Genomic DNA, 19,649 nt, shown 5'->3' with positions numbered 1-19,649 from the left:
TTCAGCCATGCCTCCCACTCTGCGAAAGCACCTCGCCCTGGCACTCGGTGTCGCTACGCTGCTCGCCACCGAGGTGGCCACCGCTGTCGCCCGGCCCGCCGGTCCCTCCCCTGTGGAGCGATTGCGCCAGGACACCGAGGCGATCCACGCCCTCGGTGTCAGCGGTGTGCAGGCCCGCCTGGTCGCACCGGACGGTCGGCAGTCGGTCGCCACCAGCGGCACCGCCGACCTCAACACCGGCCGCCCGGTCTCTTCCGACGGCTACTTCCGCATGGCCAGCACATCCAAGACACTGGTCGCCACCGTGGCCCTCCAACTGGAGGCCGAGGGCAAACTCTCCCTGGACGACACGGTCGACCACTGGCTGCCGGGAGTGGTGCGGGGCAACGGCAACGACGGCAGCCGGATCACCGTCCGCCAACTGCTCCAGCACACCAGCGGCATCCACGACGACCTGCCCGGATACACCACGCCGGAGGAGTACTACCAGCAGCGCCACGACGTCTACGGCCCCGAGCGGCTGGTGGCCCGCGCCATGGCCCATGCGCCCGACTTCCCGCCCGGCGAGGGCTGGGCGTACTCCAACACCGGCTACGTCCTGCTCGACATGGTCATCAAGAAGGCCACCGGCCACCCCGCCCACCAGGAGATCGAAGAGCGCGTCCTGCGCCCGCTCGGCCTCGACCGGACCCGGTGGCTGGGCACCTCGCCCACCCTCCCCCGACCGCACGCCACGGCCTACCAGCTCTTCGGCCCCGGTTCCCGGGTGGACGTCACCGACCAGATCCCGGTGGACCACGAGAACCTTTCATGGGTCACGACCACACGGGACGAGAACGACTTCCTCCGCGCGCTGCTCGCGGGCCGCCTGCTACCGACGCGGCAGCTGGCCGAGATGAAGCGGACCGTCCCCGTGAGCGCGGAGGTCCAACAGCTGTGGCCCGGCGGCCGATACGGGCTCGGCCTGGTCGAACGCCCCCTGAGCTGCGGAGGAACGTACTGGAGCCACGAGGGCGGGGACGGCGGCTACATCACCCTCAACGGCGTCACCGACGACGGCAGGCGCAGCGCCGCGGTCTCCATGTCCGAGGCACGCGGCGACACCCCGGAGCACATCCTGGACCAGGAGAACGCGGCCAGCGCCCTCATCGACCACGCACTGTGCGCCGGGGGCCATCGCGGGGACACAGGCGAACCACCGCTGCCGGGAAGGTAAGTTTGGAGCCCGTGCCATGACACGCAACCTCCGCACGCCCCGCGCCCTCTTCCAAGTCGGCTACGGCCGTACGCGTCGGCGTGCCCGGTCCGGGCCGCACGCCGACTGACCGACCCCATGAGGACACACCGCCGTGACACCCGACGAACACTTCGGCCGCCTCGCGCCGCAGACCGTATGACGCCCGCCGGTTCCCGGGCCGTCCGGGCACACGGCGGAACCGCAGGACCCGTCCGAGCCGTCGTCTATCCTCACGCAGACGGCCTCGGTGCACACGACCGACTTGGGGCAGACGTGCCGGAACTTGTACTGCATGCCAATGGACGCACCTGGACCCTGGACGCGTCCCGGAGCTACACCGTGGGGCGCGATCAGCAGGCCGACATCCCGACCATCGACCGCCGAGTCTCCCGGCGGCACATCACGATCCGCTGCGTCGGCGGGACGTGGGTCATCGAGGACCTCGGCAGCGCGAATGGCACGTTCGCGGACGGACACCGCGTCCAGCGGATCGAGATCGGCCACGGTTCGATCGTCCGGCTGGGGAACTTCTCCAGCGGCATGCGGCTGGACTTCACCGAGGCCGCCCCGGCGCCGCCGACGGCGGCGGTGAGTGGCGACCAGGCGCCCGCCGCCGCGCAGGGCCGCGCGGCGGCACACCAGGGCGAGGCCCCTCCCGAGGCCCGTCCCCAGGCTCATCCCGAGCCCCGTCCTGAGGCCCATCCCCAGCCCCGTCCTCATGCCCATCCCCAGCCCGGTCCCCAGGCCCCTCGCGGGGCGCGAGGTGATACCGGTTGGGGCACGGGGGCAGCCGCCGACTCACCCCCGGTGGCGCCCCCTCCCCGGGCGGCGGAGGTTCCGGGAACCCCTGCGGGCGCGGCAGCCTCGGCGGGGCAAGCGGCGGCCCCGACCCGTACGGCAGGCCCGAGCGTCGCCCGGGACCCGCACCGGCCCGCCGCCGGAGAGCCGGACGGGCCCCATGGAGCCGCCGCGACCCACTTCATCGACCGGAGCCCGTCGGGAGTCCACCGGCTCGTCCAGGGGCAGCCGATGCGCATCGGCCGGGCGCAGGACAACGAACTCGTGGTGGAGGGCCCGCACGTCTCCCGCCACCACGCGGAGTTCCGGCCCCTGCCCGGTGGCCGCTTCGAGATCGTCGACCTCGGCAGCCACAACGGCACCTATGTCAACGGGCAGTCCGTGGCCCGCCGGCTCATCGGCCCGCACGACATCGTCGGTGTCGGCCACTCCACCTTCCGCCTCGCCGGGGACCGGCTGGAGGAGTTCGCCGACACCGGTGAAGTCTTCTTCGCCGCCCGGAACCTGACGGTGACCGTCGGGCGCGGCAAGACGATCCTGGACGATGTCTCCTTCGGCGTCCCGGAGAAGTCGCTGGTGGCGGTGGTCGGGCCGTCGGGCTCCGGGAAGTCCACCCTCCTGCGCGCGCTCACCGGCTACCGGCCCGCCGACCACGGCCATGTCCTCTACGACCACCGCGATCTCTATACCCAGTTCGCCGAGTTGCGCCACCGCATCGGCCTCGTTCCGCAGGACGACATCCTGCACAAGGAGCTGACCGTCGACACCGCGCTGAAGTACGCCGCCAGGCTGCGCTTCCCCGGTGACACCAAGGCCGCCGAGCGCAAGGCCCGTATCGACGAGGTGCTCCAGGAGCTGAAGCTCGACGTCCACCGGGACAAGAAGGTGGCCTCGCTCTCCGGCGGTCAGCGCAAGCGGGTGTCCGTCGCCCTGGAGCTGCTGACCAAGCCCTCCCTGCTCTTCCTCGACGAGCCCACGTCCGGTCTGGATCCGGGCCTGGACCGCGATGTCATGAAGCTGCTGCGGGGGCTCGCCGACGACGGCCGCACCGTACTGGTGGTCACCCACTCGGTCGCCGAACTGGCCCTGTGCGACCGGGTGTTGGTCATGGCACCCGGCGGCTCCGTGGCCTACTTCGGCGTCCCGGGCGAGGCCCTGGAGTTTTTCGGCCACGAGAGCTGGGCCGATGTCTTCTCCGCCTTCGAGAACCATCGCGACGACGACTGGGGCGGGCGCTGGCGGGCTTCCCCGCAGTACGCCCGGCGTGTCGCGGAGGTCGGCTCGGCCGTACCGCCGCAGCAGCCCGGCACCCTTCCGGCACAGCCGCCCGCACGAGCCCTGCAGCCCAGACGGCGGCACTGGTTCGCCCAGTTGTGGACCCTGATCCGCCGCTATCTGTCGGTCATCGCCTCCGACAAGGGCTTCATGGCGCTGATGCTGCTCCTCCCGGCCGTACTGGGCGGGGTGAGCTGTCTGGTTCCGGCGAAGTACGGACTCGTCCCGCCACCGCCCGACAGTGGTTTCCGATACAACCAGGAGTCCGGAACCATTCTGCTGGTGCTCGTCATCGGCATGAGTTTCTCCGGCGCGGCCAACTCCGTACGCGAATTGATCAAGGAACGGGTGATCTACGAACGGGAGAGAGCCACGGGTCTGTCCCGGTCCGCGTATCTGATGTCGAAGGTGATCGTCCTCGGTCTGATCACCGCGATGCAGGGTGCCGTCCTCTGCGCGATCGGCTTCTCGGTCCGCCAACTGCCCGCCCAGGGGCTGCTCATGCCCACGGCCGTCGAAGTCTGCGTGGTGATCAGTGCGCTGGGCTTCACCTCCATGATGTTCGGCCTGGTCATCTCCGCGCTGGTGAGGACGGCCGAGAAGACCATGCCGCTGCTGGTGATGTTCGCCATCGTCCAGGTGGTCTTCACCGGCGTCCTCTTCAAGCTGTTCAGCTCTCCGGGCATCGAACAGGTCGGCTGGCTGATGCCCGCCCGCTGGGCGGTCGCCGGCGCCGGGACCACACTCGACCTAGCGCACACCATGCCGCCCTGGAATCTCGACAAGCCGGACGAAGTCGACCCGCTGTGGGCGCACACCGTCACCCAGTGGGGCATCGACCTCGGGGTGCTCGTGGCGATCGGGCTGGTCTGCGGCTTCGTCGTGACCCGCCTGCTGCGCCGGCACGAACCCGACGTCATGCGCGACTAGGTGCCGGCTAGGTGGCGACTAGCCCTTGCCGAAGTGGACCGCGGGGAAGGCGCCCGCCGCCCTGAGGGTTGCGGTGAAGCCACCGGCCAGCTCGGTGAGGCGCGCGGTGGCGGCCGGGCCGAGGTGGTCGTACGGGGCGGCGTCGAGGCGGTCGGTGAGCGCCTCGGCCTCACAGCGCAGGGCCGTGCCCGACTCCGTGAGATCCCCCGCCTCGTCCAGCAGTCCGCGCTCGCGCAACCGGTCCCGCGCGGCGGCCCACTGCTCGGCGGACCACCCGCGGGTCCGCATGAACGTCGCCGACGTCGCCGCGGTGCCGGTGGCGTTGTGCAGGACCAGCGCCTCGATCCCGGACAGGCCGGCGACCGCCAGGGCGAAGAGGTGTCCGTCACCCCGGTGCTCGCGCAGCAGCGTGGCGGCGTGCCACAGGGCCAGATGCGGTTCCGCGGGCACCGGGAGACCCGCGTTCGCGGCGTACAGCGGCCGCGCCTCCCGGTGGCACGCCTCGGTGGCGCGCAGCGCCAGCTCGGCCGCCTCGGCCATCTCCTCCGATGTCAGGGCCGCCTCCCCGAGCAGCCGCCGCAGCACCTTGTCCGCGCCGCGCAGCCGTGCCGCGAGCACCGCCTCCGGCGTGGCGATGGCCCACGCGGCGGGGATGAACCGCTCCACATGCGCGGGGTTGAAGTTGTAGAACGTCGCCGAGACGGTGCCCGCGCCGACCGCCCCGAGCGGGGCCGCGCGGTCCGCGAAGTAGGCCATGGCCCCGCGCTCCAGCCCGAGCGCCGCGAGTTCGTCCTGTCGCTCGGGCGCGAAGTACACGCATGAGTGCAGGGGATTGACGACGCTGTGGCAGCGGCGGCCCGCACTCGGCTCGCATGTCGTCAGGTCGGCGAGGCGCATCAGGCTTCCTTCGCGGGGTCGTCGTGGGTGCGGCCGGTCAGTACGGCCGCGGTCAGGGTGAGGTGCTGGACCAGGACCTCGGCCGCGGTGTCGGCGTCGCGGGCCAGCGCCGTCTCCTCCAGCCGGCGGTGCTCGCGGGCGCCGTCCCGGTCCGGGTTGCGGTGCGCCGACCAGCGGCGGGCCAGCTCGCTCGCGGTCCACATCCGGTCGAAGGTCTCCAGCAGGACGGGGTTGCCGCAGCCCTCCAGCAGGGCGCGGTGGAAGACCCGGTGGGCCTCGGCCCATGCGGCGCTGTAGTGCGCGCCCTCCCCCGGTACGTACGCCTGGGTCCGGGTCAGCCGGTGGTGCGCGGCGCGTACGCGGGACTCCCAGTCGACGTCGCCCCGCTCGATGGACATGCGCAGCACGACCGGTTCGATGGTCCGACGGGCCTCCGCGGTCTCCTGCCAGCGGCGGTCGGAGTAGGCCGGGACGGCGAAGCCGCGGTTGTGCAGCCGGTCCGCGAGGCCCTCGCCGACCAGCCGTACGAGCGCCTCGCGGACAACGGCCAGGCTCACGCCCTGTTCCTTGGCGAGGTCCTGCGGTTTGAGGGCGTCACCGGGGGCGTAGTCCCCGCGCATGATCGCGTCCCGAAGGTGTGCGTAGACCTGCTCGGAGAGCATCTGCTTCCCCGAGGAGGTCGACGTGTGGGTCGTCTGGGTCATGTCGCCATCATAGATGATCCAAAAGATAATCGATTATTGCTGTTATGATCGATCAAGCGACCCCAACGGTGGGAGGCGACAGCGGTGCCCTACGCGGCGCCGCGGCCCTCCATCGGCCGCACATCACCGCCACCCCACAGCACGGCCTGAAAGGAACGACGCGATGAGCGCCAACGACCCCTTCGCCCGCCTCCCCGAGGCGGCCTCCTTCACCGTCGCCAGCACCACCGTCACCGACGGCGGCGCCTGGTCGATCGAGCAGTTCTCCGGCATCTCCGGCGTCCCCGGCGGGAAGGACGTCTCCCCGCAGCTGTCCTGGAGCGGCGCCCCGGAAGGCACCAAGAGCTACGCCGTCACCGTCTACGACCCCGACGCCCCCACCGGGTCCGGGTTCTGGCACTGGGCGGTCGCCGACATCCCCGCCACCGTCACCGAGCTGCCCGAGGACGCCGGCGACGACACCGGCTCAGGGCTGCCCGAGGGCGCCTTCCAACTGCCGGGCGACGCCCGTGCCGCGCGCTTCATCGGCGCCGCCCCGCCGGCCGGACACGGCCCGCACCGCTACTTCGTCGTGGTGCACGCCCTCGACGTCGAGTCCATCGGCGTCCCGGCCGACGCCACCCCGGCCGTCCTCGGCTTCACCATGGCCGGACACATCCTCGGCCGCGCGGTCCTGACCGCCACCGCCGAAACCCCCGCCTGACGCACAGCGGGGCCCGCCCGGCAGGCCACCGTCGAACACAGGAGCCATCTATTCGCCATCCGTCCCGAGTTGAACAATCGTGCCGTTGGCTTCCGCGTCAAGGAGGACGGGATGAAGGCACGTTTCACACGCTTCGCGCTCGTTGCCGGGACCGTTGTGGTGACCACGCTGGGCCCCTCCGTACAGGCCCAGGCGCTGCCCGCCTGCGCGAGCAACGCGATCTGCCTGTGGCGGTTCCAGGACGGGACGGGCGAGCTCTACACCTGGCGGGGCGGCTACGTGGACCTGCCCAGCCGGTTCACGGACCACGTGGGTTCCTTCCGGGCCAACAGGACCGGTGCCTTCATCGACTGGGCCTCGGGCAAGGAGTGCCACTCGGTCCGCAAAGGCGACTACGCCAGCAACTACAGTGGCCGGTTCGGCTCGAAGATCGACGCGGTGGGCGACAACTGCTGACCCCGCCCCCGGAAGCCTGTTTCTGCAGGTGGTGAGTGCTTTCCTCCGACTCCCTCGCGCGCGTCCCCGCTGCCGTGGCTCGGCCGGCGCGCGGGGGAGGTCGGTAGCATCGCGGTGAACCGACAGCGGCCAGCCACCCGTGAAGGAGCGCCGACGTGCGACTCAGCCCGCGCACCGTGCAGGAGATCGATTCGCCGATGGGCGCGACGTATGCCCTGCTGGCGGGCCGCAGCGGCGAGCGGGCGCTGCTCGATCTGGCCCAGGCCGCGCCGAGCTACCCGCCCGCGCCCGAGATGATCGAACACGTCACCAAGGTCGCGCACGAGCCTAACGGCGCCGCCTACGTGCCGAGCCCCGGACTGCCCCGGCTGCGGGACGCCTTCGCCGCCGACCTCAGCCGCGGCTACCAGAGCCCGGTGGGGGCCGACCAGATGGTCGTCACCGCAGGATGCAACCAGGCGTTCTGCCTGGTGGCGCAGGCGCTCACCGAGCCGGGCGACGAGGTCATCGAAGTCCTGCCGTACTACTTCAACTACGACATGTGGCTGCGCATGAACGGCGTGGTGCCGCGCTACCTGGAGCCCGGGCCCGATCTCGTGCCCGACCCGGAGGCGGCCGAAGCGCTCATCACGCCGCGCACCAGGGCGATCGTGCTGGTCACCCCGGGCAACCCGAGCGGCGTCACCATTCCGCCGGATGTGCTCGCGGACTTCTACGCACTGGCGAAGCGGCACGATATCGCGCTGATCGTGGACGAGACCTACCGCTCGTTCCGCGACACCGTGCGACCGGCACACGACTTGTTCGCCGACCCGGACTGGGCGCGGACCCTGGTGAGCCTGCACAGTTTCTCCAAGGACCTCGCGATTCCCGGCTACCGGGTGGGCGCGGTCGTCGCCTCGCCCGAGCTGAACCGCGAGGTGATGAAGCTGCTCGACTGCGTGGCGATCTGCCCTCCGCGCGTCGGGCAGGAGGCCGCCTGGGCCGGGCTGACCTCGGCCCAGGAGTGGCGGCGTGCGCGTGCGAACGAGGCCACGGAGAAGCGGCGCTGGCTGGAGACCGTGCTGGCCGAGCGGCCGGGCGGTTTCGAGCTGCTGAGCTGCGGGGGGTTTTTCGGCTGGGTCCGCCACCCCTTCGCCGACCGCGGCACCGACGACGTCGTGCGCGAGCTCATCACCCGCTACGACACGCTCGTCATTCCGGGCACCGCCTTCCTGCCCGACGACCGCCAGGTCTTCCGGGTCAGCTTCGGCAACGTGGACCGGGCCGGGCTCACCGAGTTCGCCGGGCGGCTCGAGCTGATGGCCAAGGATCTCCTGGGCTGACCCTGCGGGCCGCGGCCGACCCGACGCTTGACCTTGCCCGAAGGTCAAGGTCGAAGGTGCCGGTGGCGACCGAGCAGGGTGCTCGGCTCCGGCCGAACCAGGAGGAACCCGCAGTGGATGACGACGCTCTTCTGACCGAGCAGATGGCCTACTACAGGGCGGGCGCAGCGGAATACGACCGGCCCTATGCGGAGCGCGAGGACCTGCGGGAGTTGTTGGCTGTCGTCGATGACCTCCCGATTGCCGGGGATGTGCTGGAGTTGGCGTGTGGGACGGGGCAGTGGACCTCGTTGCTCGCCGCGCGGGCGCGTTCGGTGACGGCCGTGGACGCGGCGGCCGAGGTGCTGGCCTTGGCCCGTGCGCGTACCGCGTCCGCCACCGTCCGGTTCGCCCAGGCCGACCTGTTCGCGTGGCAGCCGTCGCGGTGCTACGACACGGTGTTCTTCGCCTTCTGGCTCTCCCATGTCCCACCGGCGCGGTTGCCCGGTTTCTGGAACACCGTCGCCTCCGCGCTCGCACCGGGCGGCAGAGCGGTCTTCATCGATGACGGTCCCGCCGCGGCCGCCGAGGAGGAAGTCCTCTCCGGCCGGCCGACTCCGGTGGCCGTGCGCCGACTCGATGACGGCAGTCGGTACCGCGTCGTGAAGGTGTTCCACGATCCCCCGTCACTCACCGCCGACCTCACAGCGCTGGGCTGGTCGGCCCATATCCGGGTGGTGGCCGGGAAGTTCATCGGTGTCGCGGAACCGCCGGCCGCCTCTGCCTGAGAACCGGCCCGGGTCCGGCGAGGATCAGATGAGTGTGGCCGCCTTCTCGGAGGGCTTGTTGCGTCGCCAGCCGACGGCGAGGTAGGCGAGCATTCCGACGGGCGGGATGGCACGGACGGTCCAGCTGATGGCCAGGGGCGGGCCCGGCTGGCCGAGCACGCCGACGTTCCGCAGGGTGCCGCGGCCGTGGCCGGCGGGCCCGTCGATGGCGAAGGTGAAGCTGAAGGTGCCGGGTTCCGGCAGGGCCTGGACATCCAGGCCCCAGACATCCCGTTTGCGGGGGTTGCCTGCCCAGCGGGGTCTCCCGATCGTCGGCGTCGAGGCCGGGCCCGTCGAGAGTGAGCGTGCCCGACTTTCCCGCGACGCCGTCGGCGGGTGCGAAGGTGAAGTCGAGTGACTGCATGGCCCGCAGTGGCCACTTGGAGAACCCGACGGTGATCGTATAGGGCCCGGCCTGCACCCGCTCGGTATGGACGACGCCGGCCGGGGCGTAGGCCGCGGCCGGCGCGGTCGACACCGCCACCAGAGCGAGTGCGGCGGCCGCGGCCAACACCAGTCGGCGTGCGTGGCCGTCAAGTGACCCCCGGTCTCAGGCCACGTGCAGCAGGGCGCTGGTCTCGGCGGACGACATCTCGGTGGCGTAGACGCGACTGCCCGGCTGGTGCTTGCGGCCGCCCTCGCCCAGGTGCCCGGCGTCCACGGCGTCGAAGCCGATGTCGCGGATCAGCCCGGCCACCGCGGCCTTGGCCTCCTCGTCGTTGCCGGACAGCGGGATGGCCACCCGGTCGGTGGCGCCCTGGGGGCGGGCGTGGTCGCGCAGGTTCTCCCAGTAGATCGCGTTGAACGCCTTGACCAGGTTGGCGCCGGTGTGGGCCTGGATCTTCTCGCTGGAGGTGGTGGCATCGCCGTCGAGCTCCGGATCGTGTCCGTCCCGCTCGGGGTAGTAGTTGCAGGTGTCGATCACGACCTTGCCGCGCAGCGGCTCGGTCGGCAGCTCCTGGTAGCGGCCGTAGGGGATGGACACGACCACCGCCTCGCCGAACCGCGCCGCCTCCTCGGCGGTCACCGCGCGGATCGGGCCGCCGATGTCGGCCACCAGGTCGGCCAGGGTGTCCGGGCCGCGGGAGTTGGCGAGCGCCACGTCGTAGCCGATTGAGGCGAAGTGGCGGGCCAGTGTCGAGCCGATGCGGCCCGCTCCGATGATTCCGATGCGCACGGCGTGCTTCCCCTTCCTCGTCCACGGGTGGGCCACCAACCGGGTAACCCCCGCCGCGCGGGTCATGCAGCCACTCCCGGTGTATACCGCGGACGGGTGCGGGACCCGGCGGGCCCAGCACGCGCCGAGTCCCGCTGGGAGGGCGGGCCGCGAGCCCGTGCTACGCCTTGCGCGTGACGCACACCGCAGCGGCCGCGTCGGAGCCGCCTCGTCCGGCGGCGGGCCTGTTCCATCGCACCATGGCATCCACATCACCGGCCCCGCGCACCCGCTTCACGGAACTCGTCGGCTGCACGGTGCCCGTCCAGCAGGCCGGTATGGGCTGGGTGAGTGGCGTGGACCTCGCGGCCGCGGTCTCGGAGGCCGGTGGCCTCGGCATGGTCGCCTTCCCGATGGCGACACCGGAGGCCCTCACCGGGCTGGTGCGGCGGCGGACCACCCGTCCGGTGGGGGTCGATTTCATCCTGCCCGTCCTCCAGGACCAGGCGTGCGTCGACATCGCCGCGGAGCGGATGTCCGCCGTCGAGTTCTTCTGGGCGGCCCCCTCCCCTCGGCTGGTCGCTCGGGGCAAGGCGGGCGGGGCGCTCGCCGCGTGGCAGGTCGGCTCGGTGGCGGAGGCACAGGAGACGGCCGAGGCGGGGTGCGGCATGGCGGGCGAGATCGTGCTGGCCGGTGCCACCGTGCCCGTCCCGGCATCCAGTCCGTTCGCCCGGCCCGGGCCACGACCGGGCAGGTGGAGGCGATGCCGCTCTTCGCGGGCGAGTCGGTCGGCGCCGTGATCAGGATCGAGCCCGCCGCGGACGTGATCCGCGAACTCGCCACCACCGCGGTGGCACGCCTGCGCGGGGCCGCTCTCCGGCCAGGATTCCGACTGACGGGACGGGCTTAGGTCTCCGGCCCCGTTGCAACGACCACCAAGGTCATTCGGAAGCCCGATGCCGCCTTCTCGGGGCGGAGCCATCATGCCAGTGGAGACCTGCCGAAAGGAGCACCTCATGTCCTACCCGGAAGACCTCGAATACCCGCAACCTCGCTACCACGGCGACACGGGCGAAGTGAACGCGACCTTCCGCCCGGCCGGCACCCCGCCGGACCTCTCCTCGCCCGGCGGCTCGACCCACTACCTCGCCACCAGCGAGTCGACCGGCGGCGAATTCGGCCTGTACAAGGTGGAGATGGGTCCACGGTCCGGCGGGCCCAGGACCCATTTCCACAAGGCCATGTCGGAGTCGTTCTACATCCTCTCGGGCAAGCTGGAGCTCTACAACGGCGAGAAGTGGATCACGGGCCGCGAGGGCGACTTCCTGTACGTACCGGTCGGTGGCCTGCACGCGTTCAAGAACGTGGCGGACGAGCCCATGTCCATGCTCCTGCTCTTCGCCCCGGGCGCCCCGCGCGAGGAGTACTTCGAGCGGGTCGCGGAGATGACACAGCGCGGCGGCGAGGAACTCAAGCGGTTCCGCATCCGGCACGACAGCTACTTCGTGGAGGACTTCGCCCCCGGGACGGAGTAGTCCGGGACACCGTCGCGGGCCTCCTCATCTTGCTTCGGCCCACCCTGGGGTGCCGTCAAGAGTTGGCACGCGCGAGTGCCGGCACCCCGCCTCTGCCTCCAACTCTGAAGTGGAGCGAGCGCTACTTCCGTGCGGTCGTGGCCATGCGACAGGCTTACGTTCAACTGGTGAACTCGGCGCGGCTCTTGACCGACAAGGGCTGAGTCCAAGACAGTCGTTCTGTGTGAGCGCTCTCTCGACCCGATGGCGCTCACGCTGTCCCCGTGCCCGAGTCCCCGTAGCCCAGCCTCCACCACACCCCACGCCAGGAGCTGGCTATGGGGGCTCGCACACCCCGTCACCGACGTTCCTTCGGACGAAAGCAGCCCCCCACATGTTCAGGATCACCTCACGTACGGCGGCGGAGGCCAAGCCCCGCCGCCGACGACGCGCACTGGCCTTCGTGGCCGCCCTGTCGCTTCCGCTGACCGGACTGCTGACTCTCACCGTGTCGTCCCACACCGCCGCCGCGGGCGAACCCGCCACCGCGGCCGAGTGGACCACCGTCTTCCAGGACGACTTCGACGGCGCGGCGGGCACCGGCCTGAACAGAGACGACTGGCTGTACGACATCGGCACCGGCTACCCGGGCGGCGCCCCGAACTGGGGCACCGGTGAGGTCGAGTCGGTCACGGACTCGACCGAGAACGTCTACCACGACGGCGAGGGTCACATGGTGATCAAGCCGATCCGTGACGGTTCCGGGAAGTGGACGTCCGGCCGTGTGGAGACCCAGCGCACCGACTTCGAGGCCCCGGCCGGTGGACAGTTGGAGATCAGTGCCTCGCTCAAGCAGCCCAACCCCGAGAAGGCGCTCGGAATTTGGCCCGCCTTCTGGGCCATGGGCGCCGACGCCCGTCCGACCGGAGCCACCAACTGGCCGAGCATCGGCGAGCTGGACATCATGGAAGACGTCAACGGGCTGAGCAAGCACTCGAACACCTTCCACTGCGGGGAGTGGGCCGGTGAGTGCCACGACCCGGACGGGATCACCAGCGACCTGCTGCCGTGCGACGGCTGCCAGACGGAGTACCACACGTACTCCGTGATCGTGGATCGCACCGACACCTCCGCCGAGCAACTGCGCTTCTACCGCGACGGCAAGGAAACCTTCACGGTGAAGCAGAACCAGGTGTCCGCCGAGACCTGGAAGAAGGCGGTCGACCACGGGTTCTTCGCCATCTTCAATGTCGCGGTCGGCGGCTCCTACCCCAACAAGGTCTGCGGCTGCACCTCGCCGGCGGCGGACACCACCTCGGGTGTGGGGATGAGCGTGGACTGGTTCTCCGTCAAGGTGAGCCAGTAGCTTCTCCGTCGATGTGAGCCGGTAGCGACGACACGGCTTCGCATCCCGTACGTCGGTCTCCACGATCCGGTGGTGAGCGTGGAGACCGACGTCGTCACTCTGCCCTGCCTCCTCGATCAGCCCTCGTAGCTCCGGATCGCGGCGACCTTCTCCGCCGACGGGGAGGTCTCGTCGAAGCTCTGCGCCAGCCAGTCGTCGGTGAGCGAACGGGCGAGTTCCAGGCCGATGACGCGCTGGCCGAAGCAGAGCACCTGGGCGTTGTTGCTGAGGACCGAGCGGCGCACGGAATAGCTGTCGTGGGCGGTGACCGCGCGGATGCCGGGGACCTTGTTGGCGCTGATGGCCACGCCGAGGCCGGTGCCGCACACCAGGAGGGCGCGGTCGGCGGTGCCCTCGGCGACGCGGCGGGCCGCTTCCACCGCGACATGCGGGTAGGCGGTGTGCTCGTCGCTGCCCACGCCGACGTCGATGACCTCGGCGACCCGGGGGTCGGCCAGCAGATCCCGCTTGAGGACTTCCTTGTAGTCGTATCCGGCGTCGTCACAGCCGACGACGATCCGGAACGCGTTCGCGGTGGTCATACGGGATCGCTTCCTGTCGTCGTGGAGAGGGTGGCCACCGCGGTCAGTACCGTGGCGAGTGAGGTGGCTCCGGGATCAGGGGTGCCCACGCTGCGGTCGGCGAGGGGGCGGGCTCGGCCCAGGCGGGGGCGCAGCCCTGCGGTGTCCTCGGCGGCCGTACGGGCTTCGGCCACGGCGGCCGCGTAGGCCGCGGCCACCGGGTCTCCGGTCCGCAGCCGCGTCGCGAAGGCGGTGGCGAACGGCGCGAGAGCGTCGACCAGAGTCTTGTCGCCCACCTCGGCCCCGCCGAGCGAGGTCACGGCGGTGAGCGCGTCAGCGGCGGCGGACGCCAGCTCCTCGCGCCCCGGCGCCCGGTCGGCCGGCAGTGCGGTGCCGATGGCGCGCAGCGCCACGCCCCACAGCGCACCCGAGGTGCCTCCGGCCTCCGCCGCCCAGGCATCACCGGCGGCGGCCAGCACCGCCGCCGGGGCGAGCCGGTCGGCGTGTGCCTTTTCGGCGGCCGCCAGTGCCGCGTCGACGCCCTTGCACATGCCACGGCCGTGATCGCCGTCGCCCGCCACCGCGTCCAGCCTGCCCAGGACCTCCGCGTCCCGGTGCAGCACATCGCGGGCGGCGCGCAGTGCGTGGACGGCCAGCTCCGCGACCTCGATGGCCGCGCCGGAGGCCGTGGCGGCGGACCGCTCCGTTCGGCGCGGGGCGGCGGCGGTCCGTACGGCGGCGCCGTCCACCGGGGGTTCCAGCGGTGTCGTCCGGCAGAAGGCCGGGGTGTCGGCCGGTGCGAGCCACAGGCGTTCCAGCTCGTCGTCCAGCCAGCTCAGGGTCAGGGAACAACCGGCCATGTCGAGACTGGTGACGAGTTCGCCGACCTCGGGCCGTACGGGCGTGAGCCCCGCCTCGTCCAGCAGCCGGGCCACGGCGCCCCACAGCACGTACAGCTCCTCGTACTTCGTGGCGCCGAGGCCGTTGAGGACGACCGCGACCCGCCCCTCGCCGCCCGTGTCCGCGGGCCGGTCCGCCAGCAGCCCCGCCACCAGGGCGCGGGCCAAATCCTCGGCGGTGCCCAGGGTGTCCTCGCTGACCCCCGGTTCGCCGTGGATGCCGAGACCGAGGCCCAAGCGGCCCTCCGGAACGGTGAACAGGGGCGCGTCGGAGCCCGGCAGGGTGCAGCCGTCGAAGGCCACTCCGAGCGTGCGGGTACGGGCGTTGGTGTACTCGGCCACGCGGACGACCTCGTCCAGCGGGGCACCTTCCTCGGCGGCCGCCGACGCGGTCTTGAAGACGACGAAGCCGCCCGCGATGCCCCGCCGCCGCGCCGTCTGGTCGGCGGGGGCGGAGGCGATGTCATCGGTGACGGCGAAGCAGCGGGCGGGAATGCCGTCGTCCGCCAACTGCCGTGCCGCGAGGCCGAAGTTCATCACGTCCCCGGCGTAGTTGCCGAAGAGGAAGAGGACACCGCCGCCCGCCTCCGCCGCCTCGGCGACCGAGCGGGCGCGGGCGGCCGATGGCGAGGTGAACACATCGCCGATGACCGAACCGTCGGCGAATCCGGGGCCGACGACCCCGCAGAAGGCGGGATAGTGGCCGGAGCCGCCACCGGTGAGGACGGCCACCTTCCCCGTACGGGTGGGGCGGGCGCGCACCACACCGCCGGGCACGGCCCGTACGTGTTCCGGATGGGCGGCGGCAAACCCGGTGATCATGTCGTCGGTGAACCGGGCGGGGTCGTTGAAGAGCCTGGTCATCGGGTGCTCCAGCCTTCGCGTGCGAGGTCGAGGGCGTGACGGTAGGCGGCGTAGCCCTCGGCGTAGTGGTCGATCAGCCCGCGCTCGGCGGTCACGGTACGGAGGCGGGCGCGCCAGGCGCCGGGGTCGACCGGCGTGCCCAGGGAGCGCCAGGCGACGTGGGCCGCACCGCGGATGCCCACGGCGTCGTCGCAGACCTCCAGGTCGCCCCCGAGGACACCGGCGAAGATGCGCGCCCACTCCCCGGAGCGCGCGCCACCGCCGCAGGCGGTGACGGTGCGGGTGACGCCGAGGGTTTCCATGCAGTGCCGGGCCGAGTAGGCGACGGCCTCGCACAGTGCCCGTACCAGGTCGGCGCGGCCGGCCAGCGGGGACAGGCCGTCGAAGCGGCCACGGGCCCGCGGGTCGACGAAGGGTGCGCGCTCGCCGCTGGCGGACAGGAACGGCAGCGCGGTGACGCCCGAGGCGCCGGGTGGGGACTGGACGAGCAGGGCGTCCAACGCCTCGATCTTGACGTCGAGCAGCTTCAGCAGCCAGTCCAGCCCCGCGGTGCCGATCATGGCGGGCATGACCCGCAGATACCGGTCCTCGTACGGGGTCGCCAGCAGCATCCCGGCCGGGTCCTCGGCGATGGCCGGGCGCGGCTCGGTGTCGAGGACCTGGGCGGCAAGGGTGGTGCCGATGATGAGGTTGCCCTCGCCCGGTTCGGCCACTCCCGAGCCGAAGGCGCAGGCCGGGATGTCGAACGGGCCGGCGGAGACCGGCAGCCCGGCGGGCAGGCCCAGCCGCCGTGCGGCGTCGGGCAGCAGCCGGTGCAGGGTGCCGGGCGGCGCCGGGTCCGGCAGCAGCCGGCGGTGTGCGGACAGTCCGCACAGCTCGAGCGCGGTCTCGTCGTAGGTGCGAGCGGCGACGTCGAGGAACGGCTGCGAGGCGTCGGAGACATCGACGGTCACGGCACCGGTCAGCCGTTGCACGACGGCGTCCACGCAGTATCCGGCGACGTGGGCCGCCGCCAGCCGCTCCGGCTCGTGCTCGGCCAGATGCGCCAGCAGGGGTGCCGCGGAGCCGGGGAAGAGACCGACGCCGGTGCGCCGGTGCAGGGCGTGCAGGGTGCCGTCGGCGGTCCACCGGTCGAGCCGGTCCGCGGCCCGGCCGTCCATCCAGGACAGCGCGCGGCCGACGGGGGCGCCCGTGGCGTCGCGCAGCCACAGGCCGTCGCCCTGCCCGGTGAGGGCCAGGGCCTCGGCCGGTTCGTCGCCCAGCTGCGCGGCGTCGGCGAGGGCCGCCCGTACGACGGTCTCCACGGTGCCCACGACATCGTCCAGGTCCTGCTCGACGCGGTGTCCGGGCAGGGTGTAGACGGTGCTGCGGGCCTCATGGGCGGGGGTGGTCCGGCCATCGCGGGAGATCAGCTGGGCCTTGGTGACCGAGGTGCCGATGTCGACTCCGACGATCATGGCCGGCTCCCGGTCAGCACCTCCGGATTGGCCACGTGCCGCAGCGGTTCACCGCGGAGGAAGCGGGCGGCCTCGGCGGCGGTGATCAGGGCGGCCCGGTCGGCGGTCTGCCGGGTGGATCCCGCCAGATGTGGCGTGGTGATGACATGGGGGGCCTTGTGCAGCGGCCAGTCGGCCGGGGGCGGCTCGATGTCGTAGACGTCCAGGGCGAGTGCGCCGAGCCGGCCGGACTCCAGCAGGCCGGGCAGCGGGGCGTAGTCGAGCAGCTCGCCGCGGGCCGAGTTGACGAGGACGGCGCCCTCGGGCAGGAGCGCGAGGTTGCCGGCGTTCAGCAGATGCCGGGTCTCGGGGGTGACACGGGCGTGCAGGCTCACGACGGAGCTGCGCCGGAGCAGGTCGTCCAGGGCGGTGAGCTCGACACCCTCGGCCTGTGCCCGGGCCGGGTCCGTGTACGGATCGGAGACGAGGACGTGTGCGCCGAAGGCGCGCAGCACACGGGCCACGATCGAGCCGATGGCTCCGTACCCGACGAGACCGACGGTGGCGCCGTCGAGTTCCAGGCCCGCGTTCTCGTACGCGTAGTAGTCACCGCGCCACGTGCCCTCCTTGAGGGCCGCGTCGGCGAAGGTGAGGTGGCGCATGGCGGCGAGGATCAGGCCGATGGTGAATTCGGCGGCAGCGGCGGCGTTGCGGCCCGGCGTGAAGGTGACGGGTATCCCGGCGGCGGTGGCGGCGGCCAGGTCCACGTTGACCGGGCCGCCACGGGCCACGCCGATGAACTTCAGATGGGGTGACTCGCGGATGACACGGGAGGTGAAGGGAGCCATCTGGGTCAGGGCGACACTCGCGTCACCGAGCGCCTCCAGCACCTGCTCCTCGGTGCCGCTGGCCTCCTTTACACCGCCGTTCCCCTGCCCGTCGGCGCCCACCGGCCCGAAGGGTTCGTTCGGCCAGCGGGTGCGCAGCGTGCGGAAGCTCAGCCCGGCGGAGGGCAGGGTCTCGCTCAGAGCGGCGGAGAAGAGCTCGGGGGCGATGAAGTCGTCGCCCGATACCAGGACCGCGGTCATGTCGGGTCACTCCCCTCGGGTGTCGAGCCTGCTGAGCAGGAAGTCACGTACGTCATGGTGGTCCGCAGAACGGTAGGCGGCGGCCGCGAGGGCGTCCTCGGCGGGTGGGTACTGCGGATTGGGGATGGCCACGACGGTCATCCCGGCGGCCGCGGCGGCGCGCAGTCCGTTGCTGGAGTCCTCCACCGCCAGACAGCGCTCCGGGGCCACGCCAAGAGCGCGGGCGGCGGCCACATAGACGTCCGGGCTCGGCTTTCCGCGCTCCACCTCGGCGCTGGAGACGGTCGCCTTGAAGTGGTGGTCGACACCATGGTGGGCGAGGACGGCGTCGATCACACGGCGCGGCGCGGAGGAGGCGAGCGCGACGGGTGCGAGCTCGGCGGTGGCGGTGATCATCTCTCGCGCCCCGGGCAGCAGGCCGATGCGGCCGTCTGCCAGTGCCTGGACCATGCCGTCGACCACGACCTCCTCGGTGCAGGCCGCGGAGTCACCCGCCCCGCAGAACCGGGTGAGGTAGGCGGCCCACTCGGGGGCGCTCATCCCCTGGACGTCGCGCGTTTGTTCCGGGCCCCACTGACGGCCGCGTGCGGCGGCGTACGCGGCCCACAGCTCTTCCCACAGGTGCTCGCTCTCCACCAGTACGCCGTCCATGTCGAAGACCACTGCGTCGGCCATGCGTACCCCTGATCTCCTGGCTGATGATCTCTGGCTGTGCCGGAGCGCCCGGCGGTGTCCGTTGCACCCGGCGGTGTCCGGCACAGCGAAATTAACATTGGCTGCGTGAGTTGTCACTGGTTCTATGTGAGAAACGAACACGGCAGGATGGGGGCATGACTACTCCCCCGTCGTCGCGCGGTGCGCGGCAGCAGCGGCACCAACTGATCGTCGACCACGTTCTGGCCCGGGGGGACGCCACCGTCGCCGAACTGGTCGAGCTGACCGGCGTCAGCCTGATGACGGTCCACCGGGACATCGCCGAGCTGGCGGACCGCGGCATCCTGCGCAAGTATCACGGCGGCGTCTCCGCGCAGCCCTCGATGGTCTTCGAGTCCAGTTCGGACTTCCGGCTGCACGCGCACACCGACGAGAAGCGGGCCCTGGCCCGCGCCGCCCTGCCGTTCGTGGCCCCGGGGATGTCGGTGATGCTGGACGACTCGACCTCGGCGCTGGCCCTGGCGCGGCTGTTGCCCGAGGTGGGGCCGCTGACCGTGGTGACCAACTACCGCCTGATCACCGAGGAGCTGAGGGGTGCCGAGGGCATCCGGCTGATCTGCGTGGGCGGCGAGTACTCGCGCACCCATGACTCGTGGATCGGCCTGCCGGCGATGGACATGATCGGTGGCATCTCCGTCGATCTGAGCGTGCTCTCCACCTCCGCGATGACCGCCGGCATGACGTTCCACCAGGAGCAGGAGATCGTCAGCATCAAGCGGGCGACCCGGCAGGCGGGCGCGACGAGCGTGCTGCTCATGGACCACAGCAAGGTGGGCCGTCGCGCACTGCACCAGCTGGAGGGCGTGGACTCCTTCGACCATGTTCTGCTGACCGGTCCGGTGGACGAGGAGCTGGTGCGGGAGATGCGGGAGCTGACGGATGTGCGCGTCATCGAACCGGAGTAGTTACCACTCGGTCCCG

The 19,649-nt window shown here is 71.6% G+C and carries 19 protein-coding genes; 10 read left to right on the top strand and 9 right to left on the bottom strand.

The window, feature by feature from the left end:
- Nucleotides 1-7 precede the first annotated feature (7 nt).
- Nucleotides 8-1,216, top strand: coding sequence for a serine hydrolase domain-containing protein (locus ACFYOY_RS20165; RefSeq protein ID WP_351887687.1), 1,209 nt, complete (start codon nt 8-10; stop codon nt 1,214-1,216).
- Between the two features lie 294 nt (nt 1,217-1,510).
- The gene (locus ACFYOY_RS20160; RefSeq protein ID WP_351887684.1) at nt 1,511-4,240 is read left to right on the top strand and encodes an FHA domain-containing protein; all 2,730 of its coding nucleotides are present in this window, start codon (nt 1,511-1,513) and stop codon (nt 4,238-4,240) included.
- Between the two features lie 18 nt (nt 4,241-4,258).
- Here the strand turns inward: ACFYOY_RS20160 and ACFYOY_RS20155 are convergent, their stop codons facing one another.
- Both ACFYOY_RS20155 and ACFYOY_RS20150 read right to left on the bottom strand, forming a co-directional pair.
- The gene (locus ACFYOY_RS20155) at nt 4,259-5,137 is read right to left on the bottom strand and encodes a hypothetical protein (RefSeq protein ID WP_351887681.1); all 879 of its coding nucleotides are present in this window, start codon (nt 5,135-5,137) and stop codon (nt 4,259-4,261) included.
- Nucleotides 5,137-5,841 carry a GntR family transcriptional regulator gene (locus ACFYOY_RS20150; protein ID WP_351887678.1) on the bottom strand — a complete coding sequence of 235 codons (705 nt, stop codon included), beginning with the start codon at nt 5,839-5,841 and terminating at the stop codon, nt 5,137-5,139. The genes ACFYOY_RS20155 and ACFYOY_RS20150 overlap by 1 nt, the downstream gene beginning before the upstream one ends.
- Nucleotides 5,842-6,004: 163 nt before the next feature.
- Between ACFYOY_RS20150 and ACFYOY_RS20145 the strand changes: the two genes are divergently transcribed.
- The 4 genes from ACFYOY_RS20145 (at nt 6,005) to ACFYOY_RS20130 (ending at nt 9,092) form a co-directional block, all read left to right on the top strand.
- Complete coding sequence (locus ACFYOY_RS20145; RefSeq protein ID WP_351887675.1) at nt 6,005-6,544, top strand: YbhB/YbcL family Raf kinase inhibitor-like protein; 540 nt, start codon at nt 6,005-6,007, stop codon at nt 6,542-6,544.
- A 111-nt stretch (nt 6,545-6,655) separates the two neighbouring features.
- The gene (locus tag ACFYOY_RS20140; RefSeq protein ID WP_351887672.1) at nt 6,656-7,000 is read left to right on the top strand and encodes a peptidase inhibitor family I36 protein; all 345 of its coding nucleotides are present in this window, start codon (nt 6,656-6,658) and stop codon (nt 6,998-7,000) included.
- A gap of 155 nt (nt 7,001-7,155) precedes the next feature.
- Nucleotides 7,156-8,325, top strand: a complete 1,170-nt coding sequence (locus tag ACFYOY_RS20135; protein ID WP_351887669.1) for an aminotransferase — start codon at nt 7,156-7,158, stop codon at nt 8,323-8,325.
- Nucleotides 8,326-8,438: 113 nt separating this feature from the next.
- Nucleotides 8,439-9,092, top strand: a complete 654-nt coding sequence (locus tag ACFYOY_RS20130) for a class I SAM-dependent methyltransferase (protein WP_351887666.1) — start codon at nt 8,439-8,441, stop codon at nt 9,090-9,092.
- A gap of 24 nt (nt 9,093-9,116) precedes the next feature.
- On the opposite strand, the gene ACFYOY_RS20125 is transcribed toward ACFYOY_RS20130, so the two are convergent.
- Together ACFYOY_RS20125 and ACFYOY_RS20120 are read right to left on the bottom strand one after the other, a co-directional pair.
- Nucleotides 9,117-9,251, bottom strand: a complete 135-nt coding sequence (locus tag ACFYOY_RS20125) for a hypothetical protein (RefSeq protein ID WP_388588474.1) — start codon at nt 9,249-9,251, stop codon at nt 9,117-9,119.
- 430 nt (nt 9,252-9,681) lie between these two features.
- Nucleotides 9,682-10,308: an NAD(P)-binding domain-containing protein gene (locus ACFYOY_RS20120; protein WP_351887660.1), complete on the bottom strand. Its 627-nt coding sequence runs from the start codon at nt 10,306-10,308 to the stop codon at nt 9,682-9,684.
- Nucleotides 10,309-10,547: 239 nt separating this feature from the next.
- Here ACFYOY_RS20120 and ACFYOY_RS20115 point away from each other — a divergent pair, with 239 nt between their 5' ends.
- The 3 genes from ACFYOY_RS20115 to ACFYOY_RS20105 all read left to right on the top strand — a co-directional run bounded on the left by ACFYOY_RS20115 (nt 10,548) and on the right by ACFYOY_RS20105 (nt 13,167).
- Nucleotides 10,548-11,087 (top strand): nitronate monooxygenase, encoded by a 540-nt coding sequence (locus tag ACFYOY_RS20115; RefSeq protein ID WP_388588470.1) that lies wholly within the window; start codon nt 10,548-10,550, stop codon nt 11,085-11,087.
- Nucleotides 11,088-11,303: 216 nt separating this feature from the next.
- Nucleotides 11,304-11,822, top strand: a complete 519-nt coding sequence (locus tag ACFYOY_RS20110) for a cupin domain-containing protein (RefSeq protein WP_388588467.1) — start codon at nt 11,304-11,306, stop codon at nt 11,820-11,822.
- A 373-nt stretch (nt 11,823-12,195) separates the two neighbouring features.
- Nucleotides 12,196-13,167 (top strand): glycoside hydrolase family 16 protein, encoded by a 972-nt coding sequence (locus tag ACFYOY_RS20105; RefSeq protein ID WP_388588465.1) that lies wholly within the window; start codon nt 12,196-12,198, stop codon nt 13,165-13,167.
- Nucleotides 13,168-13,283: 116 nt separating this feature from the next.
- On the opposite strand, the gene ACFYOY_RS20100 is transcribed toward ACFYOY_RS20105, so the two are convergent.
- The 5 genes from ACFYOY_RS20100 to ACFYOY_RS20080 are packed head-to-tail and all read right to left on the bottom strand — an operon-like array spanning nt 13,284 to nt 18,689.
- Nucleotides 13,284-13,748, bottom strand: a complete 465-nt coding sequence (locus ACFYOY_RS20100; protein ID WP_014059101.1) for a ribose-5-phosphate isomerase — start codon at nt 13,746-13,748, stop codon at nt 13,284-13,286.
- Complete coding sequence (locus tag ACFYOY_RS20095) at nt 13,745-15,490, bottom strand: dihydroxyacetone kinase family protein (protein WP_351887647.1); 1,746 nt, start codon at nt 15,488-15,490, stop codon at nt 13,745-13,747. Before ACFYOY_RS20095 ends, ACFYOY_RS20100 begins: the two co-directional genes overlap by 4 nt.
- Nucleotides 15,487-16,947 carry an FGGY-family carbohydrate kinase gene (locus ACFYOY_RS20090; RefSeq protein WP_351887644.1) on the bottom strand — a complete coding sequence of 487 codons (1,461 nt, stop codon included), beginning with the start codon at nt 16,945-16,947 and terminating at the stop codon, nt 15,487-15,489. Before ACFYOY_RS20090 ends, ACFYOY_RS20095 begins: the two co-directional genes overlap by 4 nt.
- On the bottom strand, nt 16,944-18,014 hold the full coding sequence (locus tag ACFYOY_RS20085) for a 2-hydroxyacid dehydrogenase (RefSeq protein ID WP_388588461.1): 1,071 nt from the start codon (nt 18,012-18,014) through the stop codon (nt 16,944-16,946). The genes ACFYOY_RS20090 and ACFYOY_RS20085 overlap by 4 nt, the downstream gene beginning before the upstream one ends.
- 6 nt (nt 18,015-18,020) lie before the next feature.
- Nucleotides 18,021-18,689 (bottom strand): HAD family hydrolase, encoded by a 669-nt coding sequence (locus ACFYOY_RS20080; protein WP_388588458.1) that lies wholly within the window; start codon nt 18,687-18,689, stop codon nt 18,021-18,023.
- 155 nt (nt 18,690-18,844) lie between these two features.
- Here ACFYOY_RS20080 and ACFYOY_RS20075 point away from each other — a divergent pair, with 155 nt between their 5' ends.
- On the top strand, nt 18,845-19,633 hold the full coding sequence (locus ACFYOY_RS20075) for a DeoR/GlpR family DNA-binding transcription regulator (RefSeq protein WP_351887635.1): 789 nt from the start codon (nt 18,845-18,847) through the stop codon (nt 19,631-19,633).
- Nucleotides 19,634-19,649: the final 16 nt, after the last annotated feature.

The organism is Streptomyces sp. NPDC007875, from assembly GCF_042868035.1.
In the GTDB taxonomy this organism is placed as follows: Bacteria; Actinomycetota; Actinomycetes; order Streptomycetales; family Streptomycetaceae; genus Streptomyces; species Streptomyces antimycoticus.
Note: the sequence above shows the minus strand (reverse complement) of the source record. Positions and strands in the feature narration are given on the sequence as shown.